The sequence below is a fragment of the Vagococcus jeotgali genome (assembly GCF_035918315.1).
Taxonomy (GTDB): Bacteria; Bacillota; Bacilli; order Lactobacillales; family Vagococcaceae; genus Vagococcus; species Vagococcus jeotgali.
Genome location: NZ_CP142146.1, coordinates 1,954,145 through 1,974,218, shown reverse-complemented (window position 1 = coordinate 1,974,218; position 20,074 = coordinate 1,954,145). Strand labels below are relative to the sequence as shown.

Sequence of the window (20,074 nt, the reverse complement as noted above, 5' to 3'; positions counted from 1 at the left end):
AGACATGACATTAAGAGCAAGATTAGATGAAACAGCAGCATTTATTCAAAGTCAAGGTGTTGGTAACATTGATTTTGGTTTGATTTTAGGTTCAGGTTTAGGTGAGTTGGCAGATGAGATTGAGGGTAAAGTTGTGATTCCTTATGAAGATATTCCAAACTTTCCAGTATCAACAGTAGTAGGTCACGCTGGGCAATTAGTATATGGTACTTTATCAGGTAAAAAAGTATTAGCAATGCAAGGTCGTTTCCATTACTATGAAGGACATTCTATGCAAACTGTTACTTTTCCAGTTCGTGTGATGAAAGCACTAGGAGCAGATTCATTAGTAGTAACAAATGCTGCTGGTGGTGTGAACACATCATTCTCACCTGGGGATTTAATGTTAATCACTGACCAAATCAACTTTACAGGAGATAATCCATTAATGGGAGAAAACGAAGAAGACTTAGGTCCACGTTTCCCTGATATGTCAGAAGCTTATGATAAAGCTTATGGTGAGGTAGCTAAAAAAGTGGCTACTGAGCTTAAAATTACCTTACAAAAAGGTGTCTATATGGGATACTCTGGTCCAACTTATGAAACACCGGCTGAGATTCGCATGTCACGTACATTAGGTGCTGATGCTGTTGGTATGTCGACAGTTCCTGAAGTGATTGTGGCTAATCACATGTCTATGCGTGTGTTAGGGATTACTTGTGTGACTAACTTGGCTGCTGGTATGCAAGCTAATTTAAATCACGAAGAGGTTGTAGAAACAACAGAGCGTGTTAAAGCTGATTTTAAAGAATTAGTAAAACGTACGTTAGAGAGAATTTAAGGAGGCTAAATTATGAGTGTACATATTGGAGCAAAAAAAGGTGAGATCGCTGATAAAATTTTACTACCAGGAGATCCACTTAGAGCAAAATATATTGCAGAAACATTTTTAGAAGATCCTAAATGTTATAATGAGGTTCGTGGTATGTTAGGTTACACTGGGACTTATAAAGGACATCGTATCTCTGTTCAAGGAACAGGAATGGGAATGCCTTCTGCTGCTATTTATGTGAATGAATTAATTCGTGAGTATGATGTGAAAAAATTATTACGTGTAGGAACTTGTGGTGCTTTGCGTGAAGATGTTCATGTACGTGATTTAGTTCTAGCTCAAGCAGCAGCAACTAATTCTGCGATTATTAGAAAAGATTTTCCTAACTTTGATTTCCCACAAATCGCTGATTACGATTTATTATCAACAGCTTATAACATTGCTAAGGAAAAAGATTTTAAGATCCATGTAGGAAATGTTTTATCAAATGATACATTTTATGATGATGACCTGTCACCAGTCTTTAAATTAGGTGAATACGGTGTGTTAGGTGTTGAGATGGAAGCAGCAGTTATTTATTACTTAGCAGCTAAGTACAACGTTCAAGCTTTAGCTTTAATGACAGTAAGTGATCATATGATTACAGGTGAGGAAACAACATCAGAAGAGCGTCAAACAACATTTGAAGAGATGATGATTGTAGGACTTGAAACATTAATTAAAGAATAGACAAAAATGAGGGTGACTGTTGAGTCACCCTCATTTTTTATATGTAGTAAATATATAGACTGATTAAAGCAAATAGATTAAGTACGACTTCTTTTCTTTTTGTATGATCTGATGTTAAAAAGAAATAAAGTGTACCAATGTTTAGGATAATAAAGATAATAAATTTAGCAATGTTTAGCTGATTTCCTATTAACTGATGTATAAGTAAGAAATAAATAGCAATAAGACTGACAATACCTAAAATGAAAAATTTAACATGGCGTTTTAAAAAGGTATACATGCCTTGTGTTAAAACAGTGATGAGTAAAATAATTAAAAAGGAGAAGATAAATGGTTGAATTAACTCAAAGTCATAATTATAAGGGTATTGTATAGTGAGTAGCTGGTTAAAGACAATACCTTTAAAAAATGCATTTGTCAGTGAGTAGAGTACTGAATCCATATAAAAAAATTGTTTCGAAAAAGTCAGTAATTGAAACAACTCATAAGCTAGTAGAATTAATCCAAATTGAAGAGCAGTCTGTTTGATAATTAGCAAAATTAAAATCACACTAATAATAATTTTAATGCCATAAATAGGAATAGACATAAACTTCCCTTTTTTATAGGAAGATTGGCCAACAAGTTGGAAAAAATCACTAATAAGTAAGTAGATAACCATGAATGTTAAAACACTTGCTCCTTGACTACTATTTCTTAGAAATAAAATGCTAGGTAGTATGGATATGATAGTTTGGATAACGACGATAATCAATGTTAATGCTATGTTTTGCCATAGAATTTGTTTTTTTATCAAGATGTTTCCCTCTTTTTTATTTGATAATCTTACTTTATGGTAAGTTTTGTGAAAGGTCAAGGGTATCCTAGTATTCAGTAGGTAAAAAAAAAAAATTCTGTTATACTGTAAGGGTTACAAGATTCCCGATAGGATTTACATTTGTTGTAAAAATGCCTTGTAACCGACCAAAAAATAGGGGGAATGGAAAATTATGAAAGAAAGAATGTTATTTACATCAGAGTCTGTATCAGAAGGTCATCCAGATAAGGTAGCTGATCAAATTAGTGATGCTATTTTAGATGCTATCTTAAAAGAAGATCCAATGGCTAGAGTTGCTTGTGAAACATCAGTGACCACGGGATTAGTGTTAGTATTTGGCGAGATTACAACCTCAGCCTATATTGATATTCAAAAGGTAGTCAGAGAGACAGTGAAAGGGATTGGCTATACGAGTGCACTCCATGGGTTTGACGGAGATACGTGTGCTGTTATGGTAGCAATCGATGAGCAATCACCGGATATTGCTCAGGGGGTAGATGCTTCACTTGAAACGCGTGAAGATAATAATAATGTGGAAAACTTAGGTGCAGGGGACCAAGGGTTAATGTTTGGTTATGCTATTGATGAGACACCTGAATTAATGCCTTTACCTATCGCTTTAAGTCATAGAATCACACGTAAATTATCTGAATTACGTAAAGATGGTACGCTTAGTTATTTACGCCCAGATGCTAAATCTCAAGTAACTGTAGAGTATGATAAAAATAAAAAACCAGTACGTGTGGATACAGTTGTAGTGAGTACACAACATGATGAAGATGTGACTTTGGAAGAAATTCAGCGAGATGTGATGGACTTAGTTATTAAAGATGTCATTCCAGCTAATTTATTAGATAATGAAACAAAATATTATATTAACCCAACAGGCCGTTTTGTTATTGGGGGTCCTCAAGGAGATTCTGGTCTAACAGGGCGTAAAATTATTGTAGATACTTACGGAGGATATGCTCGCCACGGAGGTGGTGCATTCTCTGGTAAAGATGCTACAAAAGTTGACCGCTCAGCAAGTTATGCAGCAAGATACATTGCAAAAAATATTGTTGCCTCAGGACTTGCTTCTGCTTGTGAAGTTCAATTGGCCTATGCTATTGGTGTAGCACAGCCTGTCTCTATTTCAATTGAAACATTTGGGACAAGTACTGTTCCTGAATCAGGATTAATTTTAGCTGTTAGGGAGTTGTTTGATTTATCACCAACTGGTATTATAAACATGCTAGATTTAAGACGTCCAATTTACCAACAAACAGCTGCATATGGTCATTTTGGCCGTGAAGAGGCTGATTTTACTTGGGAGCAAACGGATAAAGTAGATGCTTTAAAAGCATTTTTTAATGAATAGCATAACAAGACTCTGATTAGGCACCTGTCTAATCAGAGTTCAATTTTTTTAGGGGGAAGATATGCAAAAGAGGAGAGAAACAAATGTAAAAGTGATTACAGCTAGTGTGTTTATTGCCACATTTATGACAGCTGTAGAGGGAACGATTGTCTCAACGGCAATGCCTACTATTGTAGGGTCGTTAAAAGGTATAGAGATTATGAACTGGGTATTCTCGATTTATTTATTAGCCAGTGCGATGATGACACCAATTTATGGGAAATTGGCAGATAAAATCGGTCGTAAACCGATTTATTTAACGGGAGTATTAATTTTTATTATCGGCTCGGCCCTTTCAGGAATGAGTCAAAATATGATGCAATTAATTATTTTTAGAGCGATTCAAGGAATTGGAGCAGGCTCTATTGTTCCTGTCTCTTTAACCATTATTGCTGATATTTACCCAGTGGATAAACGAGCAAGCATTTTAGGTTTAAATAGTGCTGCTTGGGGAATTGCAAGTATTGTAGGACCTCTGGCTGGTGGTTTTATTGTTGACGCGTGGAGTTGGCACTGGATTTTCCTAATAAATGTTCCGATTGGTATTATTTTAATGATTTTAGTTTGGATTTTCTTAGTTGAGGAAAAACGCGTGGTTGACAAAGCTCCTATTGATTATTTGGGAAGCATTTTAATGATGGTGATGCTTTTATTTCTATTATACGGCTTCCAAATGGTAAAAGAAGGTTTTGGTATTGTAACGATTGGTTCATTTGTCTTATTTATTTTAGGTGTGATTGGGTTTGTCTGGGTAGAAAAACGTGCTAAAGACCCAATTATTTCACTTGATTTATTTAAGAATAGAACATTTGTCATTGTAAATATTATAGCAGCCCTCATTAGTGGTTTTTTAATGGGTGTAGAGGTTTATATTCCTATGTGGATGCAAGGGATTCAAGGGACAACAGCTGCCTTAGGTGGTATCGTATTAGCTCCGATGTCAGTGATTTGGATGGTTGGCTCATTTACTGGTGGAAAGGCTATGAAAGTATGGAATAGTAGACTATCAATTATGATTAGTTTACTGCCAATTCTTATAGGTGGCCTATTTTTAGTATTAGCTAATGCTACTACATCATACGGTTTATTTTTAGTTTTCTCAGGAGTGTTAGGAATTGGTTTTGGTATGACTATGACGATTTTAACTGTCTTAGCTCAAACTAGTATTCCACACGAGTTTATAGGAGTAGCGACTTCATTTTTCACTCTATCAAGAACAGTGGGTCAAACAATCATGATTTCTATTTTTGGTTTAGTATTAAATGAAACGATGAATAATGGATTAACAAAACGTGAGGCTTTAAGCCTAGATAAGGATATGATGAATGAATTAATTAACCCTCACACAGCAGGGTCACTACCGCAACACTTAGTAGGAGACTTAAGAGGTGTATTATACGAAAGCATTCACAACGTGTTTATTGTTGGTGTCAGCCTAATTATTATTTCTTATGTTTTAAATTATTTTCAAAAGAAAGATTCTTTAACAACTCTTTAATAGAGTTGTTTTTTTGAGCCTTAAAGTGAAAATATTAACAATAATAAAACATAGATGAAAAACTATTAAAAAATAAGAAATCAGCTAAAATACCTATTTCATAATAAAAATCATATAAAAAATATTACTTACATAAGTTACAAAAGTATCATTAGTTACATATAGTTAATTTTTTCACAATGATGGTTTATGCTATGAATATAGCACAGAGGGAAGGGAACTCTTGTGGTATAACATATAAAAATTTTGGAGGGTTCAGTTATGCACATAGGAGAAGTTATTATATCAACCATGACGGATATGAATATAGTTAGTGCTATCACGTCTACAGTCTTTATTATTTTATTAGGTTTTTTCTGCCGTAAGAAAGGTATTTTTTCAGCTGAAGTTGGTAAAATTTTATCAAAAGTTGTATTAACAGTAGCACTTCCAGCATTAGCTTTTAACGCATTTATGCAAGATATTGATCATGAAACATTAAGACAAGGTCGTAACGTATTAGTTTGGGGTATTTTGATTTATATTATTTTAATTTTTGTTTCTAAGCCATTATTTATGAAATACAAAGGTGACGAGCAAGATACTCTACGTGTTTTAACTATTTTTGGATCAACAACATTCTTTGGAACACCAATCGTTAGTGCTTTATATGGTCCAATTGGGGTAATGTTCTCATCTATCTTTAACATTGGTTACCGTATTTTCTTATACTCATATGGTTACATTAAAATGAGTGGGTTAAAAATGGAAGCTAAAAATATTAAGACAATGTTTATGAATCCAATCATCATTGCTACATTTGCCGGTTTATTAATTTGGGTATTCCAGGGATACTTACCACAAGTGACAGTTATGAATCCAGAAGGTGTGGCTCACCAAGTTGCCTTCTTAAGAATTGATCAGACAGCTGTATGGTTATTTAAACCAATGACTTACTTAGCCGGTTTAGCATCACCACTTGCTTGGCTATCAATTGGAGCAACACTTGGTGAAGTAAGCTTTAAAGATGCTGCATCTGATAAAACATCTTGGTACTATAGTTTTATGAAAGTGATTATTGTACCACTAATCAATATTGTTTTATTAACTTTATTAACAATTACAAATATTTTACCAATAAGCTTTGAAGCTTTGGCTACAATTATTATAATGATGGCAGCACCAACTGCAACTGTCGCAGCTGCCTATGCGATCAGTTTCAACAAAAAGCCTATTTTAGCATCAAATGCTTCACTAATTTCAACAGTTTTAGCCGTTGTTATGACACCTGTTTGGATTATTGTCTTAGAAGTTATTGGTAAAATGGGTATTTTCTAAAAAATACAAATGGAAAGTAGGAAACTGGAATGACATTTACAATTGCGTGTTACGGGGTAAGACCTAACGAAGTTCCTTATTTTAATGATTTAAACAAATATGGTTATGAGTTAACCTTGATTGAAGATTTATTAACACATGACAACATTGAAACTGCCTATAATCATGATGCTGTGTTACTTAGAGGAAACTGTGTAGCTGACCGTGAAAACATTGAAAAAATGAAAGATCATGGTGTAAAATATGTCTTTACTAGAACAGTTGGTTTTAACCATATTGATTTAGATGCGGCAAAAGATTACAACTTAGAGGTAGCTCGTGTGCCATCATATTCGCCAAATGCGATTGCTGAGTTATCACTAACACTAGCTATGATGCTACTACGTCACACTGCACATACAACTGCTAGAACATCTAAGAGAAATTTCATTGTAGATAATACAATGTTTAGTAAAGAAATCAGAAACTGTAAAGTTGGGATTATCGGAACTGGAAAAATTGGTTTTACTGAAGCTCAATTATTCAAAGGTTTAGGTGCCACAGTTTTAGGTTATGATATTTATGAAAATGATGCAGTACGTGATGTGTTAACTTATACATCTCTAGATGACTTATTAGCTGAATCTGATATTGTTAGTTTACATGTACCATATATTCCAGGAGAAAATGACAAAATGGTTAATGCTGAATTCATTAGTAAAATGAAGCCAGGTGCTATTTTAATCAATACAGCTCGTGGGGAGTTACAAGATAATGAAGCGATTTTAGAAGCCTTAAAATCTAATCATTTAGAAGGATTTGGGACAGATGTGTTTGCCAATGAAAAAGATTTATTCTTTAAACAATTTGGTGAAGACCAAGATTTACCAGATCCAGTTGTTGAAGAATTAATCAATATGTATCCACGTGTTCTTGTAACACCTCATATTGGATCTAACACTGATGAGGCTCTAATGAATATGATTGAAACAAGCTATGAAAACTTCAATGATGTCTTAGAAACAGGTTCAACTGCCAATAGTGTGCTATAAAAATTAAATAAAAAAACTCCTTCTATTCTGCCAATAGAAGGAATTTTTTTATGCTTGATTTAATGTGTAAAGGGTAATAGGTCGTCCAATATCTTGGTATTCCATATGTTCAACCAGGGTATTTGTTTCCACTAGATAAGTTAAATATTTTTTTGTTGAAATACGAGAGATACCAATTTTTTTGGCTAGTTGTTCTGTTGAAAAAGCAGTTGGTTCTACTTCAATATGCTGAAGTACTTTTTTCATAGTTAATTTTGATAATCCTTTTGGTAAACTTTCTTCATCAAAGGTTAAGTTTGTTTTCTTATCTATTTGGTCATGGAATAATTTATCAATATTTTCTTGATTAACATTATTAAATTGTTCCATAATTCGTTTTCTATTTAAGGCTGTTTTTATTGCTAGATGGAAACGATCTGATGAGAAGGGTTTGACTAAGTAATCAATAACACCAAGTGTTAAAGCTCTATCAATTGTCTCCATATCATTAGCTGCAGTAACTAAGATAACACCGATATGATTATTCATCTGTCTAAGTTCACTTAAGAATTCAATCCCCGTCTGTTGTGGGAGGTAGTTGTCTAGTAGGAGTAAATCTATTGCAGTCTGAGTCATGATTTCTTTTGCTTCTAGTGTACTCCGACAATTACCTACAACAGTAACAGTGGGGGTTTCTTTTAAGAATTGTTCATTTAGCTGAGCAACCATTGGATCATCTTCAATAATAAGTATTTTCATTGTAAGCCCCTTTCTTAATACCAGGTAATTCAATATAAAAAATAGTACCATGAGGTTTGTTGGGTTGTATATCAATTGTGCTATCATGTTGTTTCATAATTTGAGAGAGTGCAGATAAGCCGTAACCTCTATTTTCTCCTTTAGTAGAAAACCCTTTTTGAAAAATCATATCACTAGACTCAGTAAGAATACCTTGTCCTGTATCTTTGACTTCAATAATTAAAATATCTCCTTCTGATTCGTATAAAATAAATAAATTGATTTGTTTGATCATCTGCCCTTTTGTAGCATCAATAGCATTATCAATCAATGATCCTAGAATTTGAACGACTTCATGAATTGTATCAGTCATAGCAAGTTCTGGTAAGAATGATTGATTATCTAAAATAATAGTCACATCTTGCTCACTGGCTTCATTAATTTTACCAATGATAAATCCAGCTATGGCAGGAGATTTGATCATATCAGTCACAAACCCTACTTCTTTTTTATAGTCATGGCTAATTTGTTTAATATAGGCTTGGACGCTATTATAATCTTTTTGTTCGATTAAGCCCATAATGACATGGGTTTTATTCATGAATTCATGTGTCTGGGCTCTAAGAGCATCAATGTATTGTTGGCTACCTCTTAATGTATGCATAAGTTGTGTCATTTCAGATTGATCACGAAAAGTAACTACGGCACCATTGAACACCTTGTTATTAAAAATTGGTGAAATTGAAGCAATTAAACTTAAATGATGCAAAGTGACTTCTTGATCAGTTTCTTTTTTTTGAGAATTAAAACAATGTCTAAACAATAAATTGAATATATCCTCATCAATCATTGTCTGCTCAACTAAGTTAATATCTACCTCATGAAGCATATATTTAGCAGCATGATTGGCTAATGTAATGGTATGATGTTGGTCAATGGCGATAATACCTTCGTTAATCTCATCATTAATTAGGTTTTTTTCAGTTACCATACTTGCAATATCTTTTGGCTCAAGCCCAAAGAGAATTGATTTAATTGTTTTACTACTAATGATAGCTCCGATGATTCCAATAGCTAATCCTAGTAGCAAACCTAAACTAATCCGCTTTTGTAAGCCATATATTTCAGCATCAATGGTACTAATAGTCATACCAGCACAAATCACACCAATAATATTGCCCTCGTCATCTTTGACAGGAACAAAAAAACGAAGCCCATCTCCTAAAACACCTTCCCTTGTAGAAAAATGTTCAGTCCCATTAAGAGCTTTTGTAGCATCTTCAATATTTGAAAATGGTTTACCTATAGCACTAGAATCAGGATGGGATAGGCGAATTAAGTCTTTATCTAATACTACGATAAAATCTAAATCGCTCAGTTTAGCAACTTCTAAAGATAAGTTTTGAATCACACTTGCTTGTTCATCGTTCATGATCGCTTCTTTTACTTGCTCATTAGTAGCAAATATTTTAGCGATAGTTTCCATTTTGTCTTTTGCATCAGTGTATTCATTTTTTACGACATAATCTTGAATAAAAAAGGAGGTAGAAATAAGAGAAATAAAAATGGTTAGTGTAACAATAGCAATAATAATCGTTTGTAGTGATATACGGCTAAAAAATTGTTTGAGCTTTTGTTTCATATTGATGGACTCCTAACATAAATAAGGCTGTTGTTATTATATCATGGTTATACTAGTGACGTTGGTTGACTATAAAAAATAGACTAAAAGCTAGAAGATAACATTAGCTTTTAGTCTGTGTTTTTCTCTTTTCGATACATAAAAGAGATGGTGGGGCATTACGCTGATTAATAAATTGATATGTTAGAACTGAAAATTCTTCTTGTGGGAGTTTTTCAGCAAACATTAAGACATCTTCTTTTTCTACTTTGCCACTATCATGACCTGAGTAGAGAACTAAAATAATTCTACCTTCATCAGCTAGTTTATCTAGCATAAAGCGTAGAGCTTTTAATGTTGTTTGGCTTAGTGTGGTGATGGATTTATCTCCTCGTGGTAAATATCCTAAATTAAAAACAGCAGCATTTAACTTAGTATCAGTTGGGAATATATTATCAATTGTTTCATGACCTTGATGAATTAATTCAACCCTGTTAAATAAGTTATCTTTTTCTAAGCGTCTTTGGGTAGATAGTAGTGCTTCTTCTTGAATATCAAAAGCATAAACAAAACCAGTATCTCCAACTAACTGTCTTAAAAAATAAGTATCATGCCCATTTCCCATCGTGGCATCTACCACCACATCTCCTGGTTTGACACATTCTTTTAGTAAATCATGACTAAATCTAAGTGCTGTTTGTAACATAACTAGCTCCTTTGCCTGATATTATAAATTCCTTGATAGGTTTGTCTTTTTTGTAATTCATGGTCAATCCCGTTTAGGACTTCCCATTTTTTTAAACTCCACATAGGTCCAATAATTGTATCACGAGGAGCGTCTCCAGTTAGGCGGTGAATAATAATTTCTGGAGGGATAATTTCTAATTGATCACAAGTTAAAGCAGTATATTCCTCTTGTGTTAGGAGTTGTAGTTTTCCTTCTAGGTAGTCCTTCTCCATTCGTGTATTACTCATTAAGTGGAGCAGGTGAAGCTTAATTCCTTGTATATCTGAGTCTAATACTGTTCGTTTCACATTTTCCATCATCATGTCATAAGTTTCACCAGGTAGTCCATTTATTAAATGGGTACAGACGTTGATGTTGTGTTTTCTAAGTTTTGATATAGCATCTAAATAAGTTTGGTAATCATGGGCCCTGTTAATCATATTACTAGTAGATTCATAAGTTGTTTGAAGTCCAAGTTCCACCCATAGGTACAGGCGTTCATTTAACTCTGCCAAATACTCTATGACATCATCAGGTAAGCAATCAGGACGAGTTCCAATCGATAAACCCACCACACCTTTTTCGTTAATCACTTGTTCAAAGCGATGTTTAATGACTTCAAGTGGGGCGTGGGTGTTAGTAAAATTTTGAAAATAAACAATGTACTGAGTAGTTTGAGGCCATTTTTGATGCATTTGCTCGACCTCTTTAATAAATTGAATAGGTAAAGGATCACTTGGTGCAACAATCATATCCCCTGAACCTGAGACACTACAAAAAGTACAGCCACCATGAGCGACTGTACCATCTCTATTTGGGCAATCAAACCCACCATCAATGGGAACTTTAAAAACTTTATCATGGAACACTTCCCTTAAAGCTGTGTTCCATGTGTAATAACGTTTATTGTCTCCTTCATTGAATTGAAACATTTATCTCTTCCCCTTAAAATTCTGGATAAATTCATATTTTTCAAAGAACGGGTAACTAAAGCACAACCAAGCAGCTCCTAGTAAGTACCCACCTAAAATATCGCTTGGGTAGTGAACCCCTAAATAAATCCGACTTGTTCCAACAAGTAAAATTAGAATGCCAAATAGAATTTGAATCGTTAAACGCAATCCTTTATTTTGGATATAGCGATGAGCTAAAAAGATCAGAGTCCCGTAAAACAACATACTTCCCATAGCATGACCACTAGGAAAACTATTATTGTAAGCTGTCACTAAATGTTCAACATCTGGACGTGGACGGTCAAATATTTTTTTCAAAGTAAAGTTACCAGCACCTTGAATTAAGATGATATTGATTAATAACCAATAACTCGCTACCTTATCTTTTGCTTTGACATACAAAAGTCCAGCAACTAAAGCAGTTAGTAAGACAATCGTTGAGGTGTTACCAAATTTTGTAAAATATTTAAAAATCGTTGTTTTCTCAGGAGTTAAATTACCACGTATTAGGTGAATAATAGGATCATCAAGTCCAGCTAAAACCCCCACATTTGATACGACAAAATAAGCAATCATTGCAAATAATAATAGACAAATACTTGCTGCATAATACCAATATAATTTTGTTTTTTCCATAAGAACCTCCTAAAAATTAAAACGGACTTTGTTAGTCAAAGCCCGTTAAACATTATACCATGATTTAGTTATAACCGTACTCAGTATCATAATCATCCATCTCATTAATCGTGATGTCGCCACTGTTAGTTGTAGCTTTTAAGACTGACTTGCCTTTATTTGTTTTAAGCGTTTGTTCATTTTCTAAATTTTTATTAAATATATCAAGAGAACCAAGTTCTGTTTTTAATTCTAGTTGACTATTATCTAAAGATTTTTGAGTTGTTTCAATTGAGATATTTCCATGAGTGGAATTTAGCTCAGTAAGAGATTGTAACTGGTCATTATGGAAGGTAATGTCACTATTGTCCGTTTTAGCACTCAGAGATCCTGTTTGATGGTTGATTGACACGTCACCATTCTCTGATAAAAGGGCCAGGTTACCTTTCGTGTTGTCAGTCATAATACTTCCATGAGTCGTTTTAAGTTCAATTTCTTTAGCTGCACTATCTCGGAGTTCAATGCTGCCTGTTGTTGCCTGAGTTTGCAGTTTATTCTCTACTTTTAATTCTGACAAGGTAATATAGCTATCTTTAGAGTTGATATTAATAGTTTTGGCCTTAACGTCTCCTAGACTAATCTGTCCTTTTTCAAGGTTAATATCTAAATTACTAGCTTTAGTCCCGTACATGCTTAAGTCAACTTGATTTCCATTAACTTGAATATTTTTTAGAGATGATGGGATTTGTAAGTAAATAGTGTCTTGAGCATAATAAACATTATGGAAGAAGAGAAAAGAGCGGGAGCGTTTATTCTCATCATTTATAATGGATACATCTAGTTGTTTATTTTTCTGTGTAACCTTCCAGTCTGTTTTATTTTTACCATTTGGATTACTGACCTCTTTATTCATGTAAATATTATTGTCATGGGATTCTTCGATATGAATATGGGCAACATTACTTACTGTTAGATTTAGTGTGTCAGCTGATTTAACAGCTTCTTTTTTACTAATTTTAGCCTCTTGTTGCGCTTTTTCAACACGCGCATGACTAATACCTGCACCAATGGCACCAACAATAATGAATACAATACCTAAAATAATAATAGAGCTGATTGTTTTTTTCTTCATTTAGGCTACCCCTCTCACAATACGCATATTCCATTTTCCGTAAATTGAAAATAGTTTTAAAGCACCTTTAGTAATTGGAATACCTATGACAAAACCAATTAAACCAATACCAAGAAGTACTAAACTGACAAAGAACTGGAACCAAGCATAACTTGTTGCCGCAACTCCAATCATGTAAAGACCAATTAACGGACTCAAAATAAAAGTCGCCACAACTAGCCAAGCTGAGGCAATCAAGATTGCCACAGTAAAGATAAACCAAAACATAAAACAAAAATTAAGAAAGAAAAGCCCTACTAGTTGGAATAAGTGGCTCATTTTTGATTGAGGAAGATCATATTCTGTATAAGGAATATCTGTTGAGTTATCCTCTTGTGATATCTCAACCCAATCATCATTTGTTTGATGAGGGGTATTAAAAGGCACACCTAACTCTTTAAAAATGGTAGTAGCAATCATTTTTGGTGTTGGAAGTGATGTCGTGATGTCGTATTCTGACAATCCTTCTTCAGTTTTTTCTTGAAATAATTGCTCATATTTATTGATAATAATTATTTGTTCTTCTTCTGGTAGTGGTTTTAAATAAAGTTTTAGCTCGATAAAAAAATACTCTTTATTCATGGTAATCACCTTTCTGATTGTGTTGTTATATTTAATATACAATCTATTAAAATGTAGAACAAGATGGAGAGAAAAAAATCGGCCTAAAGTATGAGGTGTTGTCATGAGATGTCAAATTAGGTAACAAATTTTAACAAAAGAGCTAAATACCTTGAAGTGTTACTCTGGAGGTGTTTAAATAGAGGTATGTTAATTAAAATACGATGACACTTTTGATATAGATAAGAAAACTTATTAAGGAGAGGAAACTTATGAAACAAACAATAAATAAAAAGCAACAATCCAGTATGCAACCTGTTGTGAGACACGCCTCTTTATTTGGTGTGTTAATGTTATCTTCTACTACCCTTTTGCCGGGTGTGACAGCTTTAGCAGCGCAAACAACAGATGATACCCAAAACATACCAGTCACTCATCCAGAAAATACGAATGATAATCAAACAAATACACCTCCCTTTACTTTGTCTAATTTAGATGCTTCAAGTGAATGGACAGAAGGTGAACTCCCTCTTTATTTATCCCTTGAATTAACAGCTCATAAACAAGAAGAGTTAGATACGATTGTGCAGCTATCCCCTAATGTTTCAATTGTAGATGATGCGACAAAAGTCCAAATTAATGATGAAACAGGTAGACAGATAGGTGTTTATGTTGTTGATAAAGAATTAAATCAGCTTCACTTAACCATTACTGAAGCAGGGTTTACTAAAGCTAAACTAGTTGTCCCTATTGTTTTTAAATCAGTCACACTAGGTGAGCAGACAGTAGCTGTATCTATAGGAGATAGTATTTTAAATAAGACTATCTCAATTACTCAGCAAGAAGAAGTAGTGGGTGATGAAGAAAATGATACTTCTGAGGTAGAAGAAACGACAGAAGATGTCAGTACAGAAATAACAGATCAAGTTGAAGAGGTAGATGATACTTCTGAAGATGATAGTGATTCACAAGAAGATATGATTGTAGAAGAAACAGATCAAACTGATGTAGAAGAAGCAACAACAAGTGATACTGCTACAAAAGATGAGGTGGATAGTTCTACAGTTGTGGAAGTTGAGGCATCAAAAGAAGAGACAGAGCAGGTAGAAAGTAGTAGTAGTGAGTCTACAAGCGACTCTAAAGAATCATCAGAAGAAACAGAGAGTACTGAAACTAGTGAAACCACAGAAAGCTCATCAAAAGAAGAAAGTGAAGAGACAGATGTTTCTGAGGAATCAATTAGTCAAGAAGAAGAGTCAACAGAAGTCAGTGAATCGACTGATTCATCTGAAGAAGTCACAATAGAGTCTAGTGAAGAATTAGCTAAAACTGAATCCAAGTCTTCACAAGAAGCTCAACCTAGAGCAACTAAGCAAGTAACGGCTCCAGCAGCTTTCTTTTCAGCACCAGTGGGACCGATGATGGCAAGAGCTGCTATACCTCAAGCCCAGTTTATTGAAGAAACAGCTTATCATGCCCAAGGTGTTGCTGCTCAAAATGATCTATATGCCTCAGTCATGATTGCCCAAGCGATACTAGAGAGTGGTTACGGAACCAGTACATTATCTTCAGCACCTAATTATAATCTATTTGGTATAAAAGGAAATTATAACGGTCAGTCAGTTACAATGGCCACTCAAGAGTTTTATAATGGCCAATATGTAACAATTAATGATCAGTTTAGAAAATATCCTTCTTATAAGGAATCATTTGAAGATAATGCGAATGTATTAAAAACAACATCATTCTCTCCTGGAAATTATTTTTATGCAGGGGCTTGGAAGTCTAGAACAAATTCTTACCGTGATGCAACCGCTTGGTTAACAGGACGTTATGCTACAGATCCAAACTATAATACAAAATTAAATAGCTTGATTGAAACTCATAATTTAACACAATATGATGCACCAGGTGGAGGGCAAACAAGTAAACCTGATAATAAACCAGTTAACAAACCGGCTAATAAACCAAATAATAACAATAAACCAATTAACACAAAGCCAGATAAAAATGCTGCGACATATACGGTGAAAAAGGGTGATACATTATATGGTATAGGATTACAATATAATGTGAGTGTGGCACAATTAAAATCATGGAATAATTTAACAAGTGACATCATCTATATTGGTCAAAAATTGATTGTTAAAGGTGAGGCGACTAATCAAAAACCAGCTAAACCAGCACCAAAGCCAGAAAAACCAGTGACAACACCTGTTAATAAGCCGAATCAGTCAAAACCAGCCCAACCAAAACCAAATCAGCCAAAACCAGAGACAAACACTACAACATATATGGTGAAAAAAGGTGACACATTATACGGTATAGGTTTAACATATGGTGTGAGTGTGGCTCAGTTAAAATCATGGAATAACTTAACAGGTGATATGATTTATGTTGGCCAAAAATTAGTAATTAAAGGTGGAAGTAGTCAAGGTTCTACAACGAAACCGAATAATAATAAACCAGTGAGTAAACCTGTGAATAATAAACCGACTCAACCTAGTCAAAATCATCAGCAATCAAAACCATCAGCGACATATACGGTGAAAAAAGGTGATACATTATATGGTATAGGATTACAATATAATGTGAGTGTGGCACAATTAAAATCATGGAATAATTTAACTGGAGATATCATCTACATTGGTCAAAAATTGGTAGTTAAAGGTGGAAATACTCAAACGCCAGTGTCAAAACCTACTAATACAAAACCTGTCAGTCAACCAGTATCAAAACCAGTTAATAATAAACCAAGTCAACCGGCTAATAGTTCAAATCAAACAACTTATAAAGTACGCCGCGGGGACACATTATATGGGATTGGTTTAAGATATAATGTTAGTATTAATGATATTAAGAGATGGAATAATTTAACTAGTGATATTATTTATGTAGATCAAGTATTAAACATTGGTAATCAGCAAACTGTGGCTTCAAAACCAGTCAGTCAAAAACCAGTGGCTAAGCCAGTTAGTACAAAACCAATGAATACACTACAATATACAGTTAAAAGTGGGGATACTCTTTATAGTATTGCTTTAAACAACCAGACAACAGTGGGGGCAATTCAAGAGGCAAATAACCTATCTGGTACCTTAATTTTTGTTGGTCAAACATTAAAAGTACCGACGAATCAACAAGTAGCAAAACCAACTAGACAAGGAACAAGACATAAGGTAGTAAAAGGTGATACACTATGGTCATTATCACAACGCTACCAAGCAAGTATTGAACAACTGAAACAATGGAATAATATTCCAGGAGATATTATCTATATTGGACAAAATATTCAAGTAAGTTAGTTGTCAAATATGATAGTCTTTGTTATGATATGGTCAATATAGATATACAAATAAAGAGAAGTAGTAAAATCAGCAGTCTTTAAGAGAGTACGTGGTTGGTGTGAACGTATAGACTAAACATTTGAACTTAGCTCTGAGTCGTTATTTGTCGGATGTCCAGTTCGTTAAATTTGGAGTTGAGGTGTTGCATGTGCAACACAAAATTAGGTGGTACCACGTCAATCAGCGTCCTATAAAAACAGATATCTGTTTTTGTAGGGCGTTTTTTATGTATCTATAACTATTTTAGGAGGAAAACAAATGGCTTATAATCATTTAGAAGTAGAGAAAAAATGGCAACAATATTGGGAAAAAGAGGATACATTTAAAACAGAGGAACATTCTGATAAACCAAAATTTTATGCCCTAGACATGTTTCCATACCCCTCAGGACAAGGACTACACGTCGGACATCCAAAAGGGTATACATCAACTGATGTGTTATCAAGAATGAAGCGTGCACAAGGATTTAATGTCCTTCACCCAATGGGATGGGATGCATTTGGTTTACCAGCTGAGCAGTATGCTTTAGAGACTGGGAATGACCCTGCTGAATTTACAGCAAAAAATATTCAAACCTTTAAACGTCAATTTGATGCGTTAGGTTTTAGTTTTGATTGGGACCGTGAAATTAACACAACTGACCCGTCATATTATAAATGGACACAGTGGATTTTTGCCAAAATGTTTGAACAAGGTTTGGCTTATGAAGCAGAAGTGCCTGTTAACTGGTGTCCGGCACTTGGAACGGTTTTAGCTAATGAAGAAGTCATTGATGGTAAAAGTGAGCGCGGGGACCATCCAGTTTACCGTGTCCCAATGAAGCAGTGGATGTTACGTATTACAGCTTATGCAGACCGTTTGATTGATGATCTTGAACTAATTGATTGGCCAGATAGTATCAAAGAGATGCAAAGAAACTGGATTGGTCGCTCTGAAGGGGCTAATGTTGAGTTTAAAGTAAAAGATACTGACTCAGAATTTACAGTCTTTACGACTCGTCCTGATACCTTGTTTGGAGCAACTTATGCTGTTATGGCGCCAGAATTACCTTTAGTAAAAGAGATTGTAACAGATGAGCAAAGAGAAGCTGTTGAAGCTTATATTAAAGAAGCTGAAAAGAAAACAGATCTAGACCGTACCGAATTATCTAAAGAAAAAACAGGTGTGTTTACAGGAGCTTACGCGGTTAATCCAGTAAATGGTAAAGAGATGCCAATATGGATTGCAGATTATGTCTTATCTACTTACGGAACTGGTGCGATTATGGCTGTTCCAGCTCATGATGAGCGTGATTATGAATTTGCCAAAGAATTTAATTTAGATATTATTCCAGTTTTAGAAGGGGGTAATGTTGAAGAGGAAGCATTCACTGAAGATGGTGTTCATATTAACTCTGACTTTTTAGATGGTATGAACAAAGAAGATGCGATTAATGCCATGATTACATGGCTTGAAGAAAATGGTATTGGTGAGAAGAAAACAAGTTATCGTTTGCGTGACTGGTTATTCTCTCGTCAACGTTACTGGGGTGAGCCAATCCCAATTATTCACTGGGAAGATGGTACGATGACGGCTGTGCCTGAAGAAGAATTACCACTTATTTTACCAAAATCAAATGACATTAAGCCAAGTGGTACAGGAGAATCTCCTTTAGCTAATATGACAGAGTGGATTGAAGTTGTTGATGAGAAAACAGGTATGAAAGGTCGCCGTGAAACAAATACAATGCCTCAGTGGGCAGGTAGTTCATGGTATTACTTAAGATTTATTGACCCACATAATGATGAAGCTCTGGCAGATCCAGAAAAAATTAAAGAATGGATGCCTGTTGATATTTACTTAGGGGGAGCAGAGCATGCGGTACTACATTTATTATATGCTCGTTTCTGGCATAAATTCTTATATGATATCGGTGTAGTAGATACGAAAGAGCCATTCCAAACATTATATAATCAAGGTATGATTCTAGGTGAGAATAACGAGAAGATGTCTAAATCTAAAGGGAATGTTGTAAACCCTGATGATATAGTGAAAGAACATGGCGCAGATACACTACGTCTTTATGAAATGTTTATGGGACCACTAGATGGTTCGATTGCTTGGAGTGAAAAAGGCTTAGAAGGTAGTCGAAAATTCTTAGATAGAGTATGGCGTTTGTTTATTGATGAAGATGGTAAATTACGTGACCGTATCACTAACCATAATGATGGTAGCTTGACGAAAGTTTACAATCAAACTGTGAAAAAAGTAACTGAAGATTATGAAGTTCTACATTTTAATACGGCAATTTCTCAGCTAATGACTTTTGTTAATGAAGCGTATAAAGCAAACGGCTTACCGGTCGAGTATATGAATGGATTCTTACAATTACTAGCTCCTGTGGCACCATTTATTTCTGAAGAATTATGGGAGCGCATGGGTCATAATGAGAGTTTAACTTATGTTGCTTGGCCGACTTATGATGAGACTGCTCTAATAGAGGACGAAATTGAAGTGATTTTCCAAGTCAATGGTAAAGTTAGAGGTAAAGAAGTTGTAGCACGTGATTTATCTAAAGAAGAGTTAGAGGCTATTGCTATGGCACATGAGGGTGTAGTATCACAAATTGAGGGTAAAACAATTCGTAAAGTTATTGTGGTACCAAATAAACTAGTAAATATTGTGGCTAACTAAAAAGAATCACCTATTTAATTTTTTAAATTTTTTCAAAATTATTTGCATAACCCCTGAATAATCGCTACAATTATAAACAGTATGAAT

At 34.4% G+C, this 20,074-nt stretch carries 16 protein-coding genes, 1 riboswitch and 1 other annotated feature; of the genes, 8 read left to right on the top strand and 8 right to left on the bottom strand.

Annotation, left to right across the window (positions count from 1 at the left end):
- The first annotated feature begins 4 nt into the window (after positions 1-4).
- Both VSF34_RS09735 and deoD read left to right on the top strand, forming a co-directional pair.
- The gene (locus tag VSF34_RS09735; RefSeq protein WP_326717100.1) at positions 5-820 is read left to right on the top strand and encodes a purine-nucleoside phosphorylase; all 816 of its coding nucleotides are present in this window, start codon (positions 5-7) and stop codon (positions 818-820) included.
- A gap of 12 nt (positions 821-832) precedes the next feature.
- Positions 833-1,540: a purine-nucleoside phosphorylase gene (deoD, locus tag VSF34_RS09730; RefSeq protein ID WP_326717099.1), complete on the top strand. Its 708-nt coding sequence runs from the start codon at positions 833-835 to the stop codon at positions 1,538-1,540.
- Between the two features lie 37 nt (positions 1,541-1,577).
- On the opposite strand, the gene VSF34_RS09725 is transcribed toward deoD, so the two are convergent.
- Positions 1,578-2,336 carry a hypothetical protein gene (locus VSF34_RS09725; RefSeq protein ID WP_326717098.1) on the bottom strand — a complete coding sequence of 253 codons (759 nt, stop codon included), beginning with the start codon at positions 2,334-2,336 and terminating at the stop codon, positions 1,578-1,580.
- 109 nt (positions 2,337-2,445) lie between these two features.
- A riboswitch (SMK box riboswitch) is annotated at positions 2,446-2,532 on the top strand.
- Between VSF34_RS09725 and metK the strand changes: the two genes are divergently transcribed.
- From metK to VSF34_RS09705, 4 genes are all read left to right on the top strand, one after another.
- The gene (metK, locus tag VSF34_RS09720) at positions 2,530-3,717 is read left to right on the top strand and encodes a methionine adenosyltransferase (protein ID WP_326717097.1); all 1,188 of its coding nucleotides are present in this window, start codon (positions 2,530-2,532) and stop codon (positions 3,715-3,717) included. (Overlaps the previous riboswitch by 3 nt.)
- Before the next feature lie 61 nt (positions 3,718-3,778).
- Positions 3,779-5,254, top strand: a complete 1,476-nt coding sequence (locus tag VSF34_RS09715) for an MDR family MFS transporter (protein WP_326717096.1) — start codon at positions 3,779-3,781, stop codon at positions 5,252-5,254.
- A gap of 261 nt (positions 5,255-5,515) precedes the next feature.
- On the top strand, positions 5,516-6,571 hold the full coding sequence (locus VSF34_RS09710) for an AEC family transporter (protein WP_326717095.1): 1,056 nt from the start codon (positions 5,516-5,518) through the stop codon (positions 6,569-6,571).
- 29 nt (positions 6,572-6,600) lie between these two features.
- The gene (locus VSF34_RS09705) at positions 6,601-7,602 is read left to right on the top strand and encodes a 2-hydroxyacid dehydrogenase (RefSeq protein WP_326717094.1); all 1,002 of its coding nucleotides are present in this window, start codon (positions 6,601-6,603) and stop codon (positions 7,600-7,602) included.
- Between the two features lie 48 nt (positions 7,603-7,650).
- Here VSF34_RS09705 and VSF34_RS09700 read toward each other — a convergent pair whose 3' ends face one another.
- The 7 genes from VSF34_RS09700 to VSF34_RS09670 all read right to left on the bottom strand — a co-directional run bounded on the left by VSF34_RS09700 (position 7,651) and on the right by VSF34_RS09670 (position 13,988).
- Complete coding sequence (locus VSF34_RS09700; protein WP_326717093.1) at positions 7,651-8,340, bottom strand: response regulator; 690 nt, start codon at positions 8,338-8,340, stop codon at positions 7,651-7,653.
- The gene (locus VSF34_RS09695; protein WP_326717092.1) at positions 8,321-9,961 is read right to left on the bottom strand and encodes an ATP-binding protein; all 1,641 of its coding nucleotides are present in this window, start codon (positions 9,959-9,961) and stop codon (positions 8,321-8,323) included. Before VSF34_RS09695 ends, VSF34_RS09700 begins: the two co-directional genes overlap by 20 nt.
- Positions 9,962-10,064: 103 nt before the next feature.
- Positions 10,065-10,646 carry a tRNA 5-(aminomethyl)-2-thiouridylate-methyltransferase MnmM gene (gene mnmM / locus VSF34_RS09690; protein ID WP_326717091.1) on the bottom strand — a complete coding sequence of 194 codons (582 nt, stop codon included), beginning with the start codon at positions 10,644-10,646 and terminating at the stop codon, positions 10,065-10,067.
- Positions 10,647-10,648: 2 nt separating this feature from the next.
- A complete protein-coding gene (gene mnmL / locus VSF34_RS09685; protein ID WP_326717090.1) occupies positions 10,649-11,599 on the bottom strand; it encodes a tRNA modification radical SAM protein MnmL/YtqA in 951 nt (316 codons plus the stop codon).
- On the bottom strand, positions 11,600-12,256 hold the full coding sequence (locus VSF34_RS09680) for a phosphatase PAP2 family protein (RefSeq protein WP_326717089.1): 657 nt from the start codon (positions 12,254-12,256) through the stop codon (positions 11,600-11,602). It abuts the gene before it with no gap.
- A gap of 64 nt (positions 12,257-12,320) precedes the next feature.
- Positions 12,321-13,367: a DUF4097 family beta strand repeat-containing protein gene (locus VSF34_RS09675; protein ID WP_326717088.1), complete on the bottom strand. Its 1,047-nt coding sequence runs from the start codon at positions 13,365-13,367 to the stop codon at positions 12,321-12,323.
- On the bottom strand, positions 13,368-13,988 hold the full coding sequence (locus VSF34_RS09670) for a DUF1700 domain-containing protein (protein ID WP_326717087.1): 621 nt from the start codon (positions 13,986-13,988) through the stop codon (positions 13,368-13,370).
- Between the two features lie 251 nt (positions 13,989-14,239).
- Here VSF34_RS09670 and VSF34_RS09665 point away from each other — a divergent pair, with 251 nt between their 5' ends.
- The gene (locus VSF34_RS09665) at positions 14,240-17,272 is read left to right on the top strand and encodes a LysM peptidoglycan-binding domain-containing protein (protein ID WP_326717086.1); all 3,033 of its coding nucleotides are present in this window, start codon (positions 14,240-14,242) and stop codon (positions 17,270-17,272) included.
- Positions 17,273-17,312: 40 nt separating this feature from the next.
- Positions 17,313-17,508 (top strand) — a binding site (T-box leader).
- A gap of 64 nt (positions 17,509-17,572) precedes the next feature.
- Positions 17,573-19,987 (top strand): leucine--tRNA ligase, encoded by a 2,415-nt coding sequence (gene leuS / locus VSF34_RS09660; RefSeq protein ID WP_326717085.1) that lies wholly within the window; start codon positions 17,573-17,575, stop codon positions 19,985-19,987.
- Positions 19,988-20,074 lie beyond the last annotated feature (87 nt).

What these genes read in the sequence shown, in the direction of transcription:
- VSF34_RS09735 (WP_326717100.1), top strand. Translation starts at nt 5, where the DNA reads ATGACATTAAGAGCAAGATTAGATGAAACAGCAGCATTTATTCAAAGT.
- deoD (WP_326717099.1), top strand. Translation starts at nt 833, where the DNA reads ATGAGTGTACATATTGGAGCAAAAAAAGGTGAGATCGCTGATAAAATT.
- metK (WP_326717097.1), top strand. Translation starts at nt 2,530, where the DNA reads ATGAAAGAAAGAATGTTATTTACATCAGAGTCTGTATCAGAAGGTCAT.
- VSF34_RS09715 (WP_326717096.1), top strand. Translation starts at nt 3,779, where the DNA reads ATGCAAAAGAGGAGAGAAACAAATGTAAAAGTGATTACAGCTAGTGTG.
- VSF34_RS09710 (WP_326717095.1), top strand. Translation starts at nt 5,516, where the DNA reads ATGCACATAGGAGAAGTTATTATATCAACCATGACGGATATGAATATA.
- VSF34_RS09705 (WP_326717094.1), top strand. Translation starts at nt 6,601, where the DNA reads ATGACATTTACAATTGCGTGTTACGGGGTAAGACCTAACGAAGTTCCT.
- VSF34_RS09700 (WP_326717093.1), bottom strand. Translation starts at nt 8,340, where the DNA reads ATGAAAATACTTATTATTGAAGATGATCCAATGGTTGCTCAGCTAAAT.
- VSF34_RS09695 (WP_326717092.1), bottom strand. Translation starts at nt 9,961, where the DNA reads ATGAAACAAAAGCTCAAACAATTTTTTAGCCGTATATCACTACAAACG.
- mnmM (WP_326717091.1), bottom strand. Translation starts at nt 10,646, where the DNA reads ATGTTACAAACAGCACTTAGATTTAGTCATGATTTACTAAAAGAATGT.
- mnmL (WP_326717090.1), bottom strand. Translation starts at nt 11,599, where the DNA reads ATGTTTCAATTCAATGAAGGAGACAATAAACGTTATTACACATGGAAC.
- VSF34_RS09680 (WP_326717089.1), bottom strand. Translation starts at nt 12,256, where the DNA reads ATGGAAAAAACAAAATTATATTGGTATTATGCAGCAAGTATTTGTCTA.
- VSF34_RS09675 (WP_326717088.1), bottom strand. Translation starts at nt 13,367, where the DNA reads ATGAAGAAAAAAACAATCAGCTCTATTATTATTTTAGGTATTGTATTC.
- VSF34_RS09670 (WP_326717087.1), bottom strand. Translation starts at nt 13,988, where the DNA reads ATGAATAAAGAGTATTTTTTTATCGAGCTAAAACTTTATTTAAAACCA.
- VSF34_RS09665 (WP_326717086.1), top strand. Translation starts at nt 14,240, where the DNA reads ATGAAACAAACAATAAATAAAAAGCAACAATCCAGTATGCAACCTGTT.
- leuS (WP_326717085.1), top strand. Translation starts at nt 17,573, where the DNA reads ATGGCTTATAATCATTTAGAAGTAGAGAAAAAATGGCAACAATATTGG.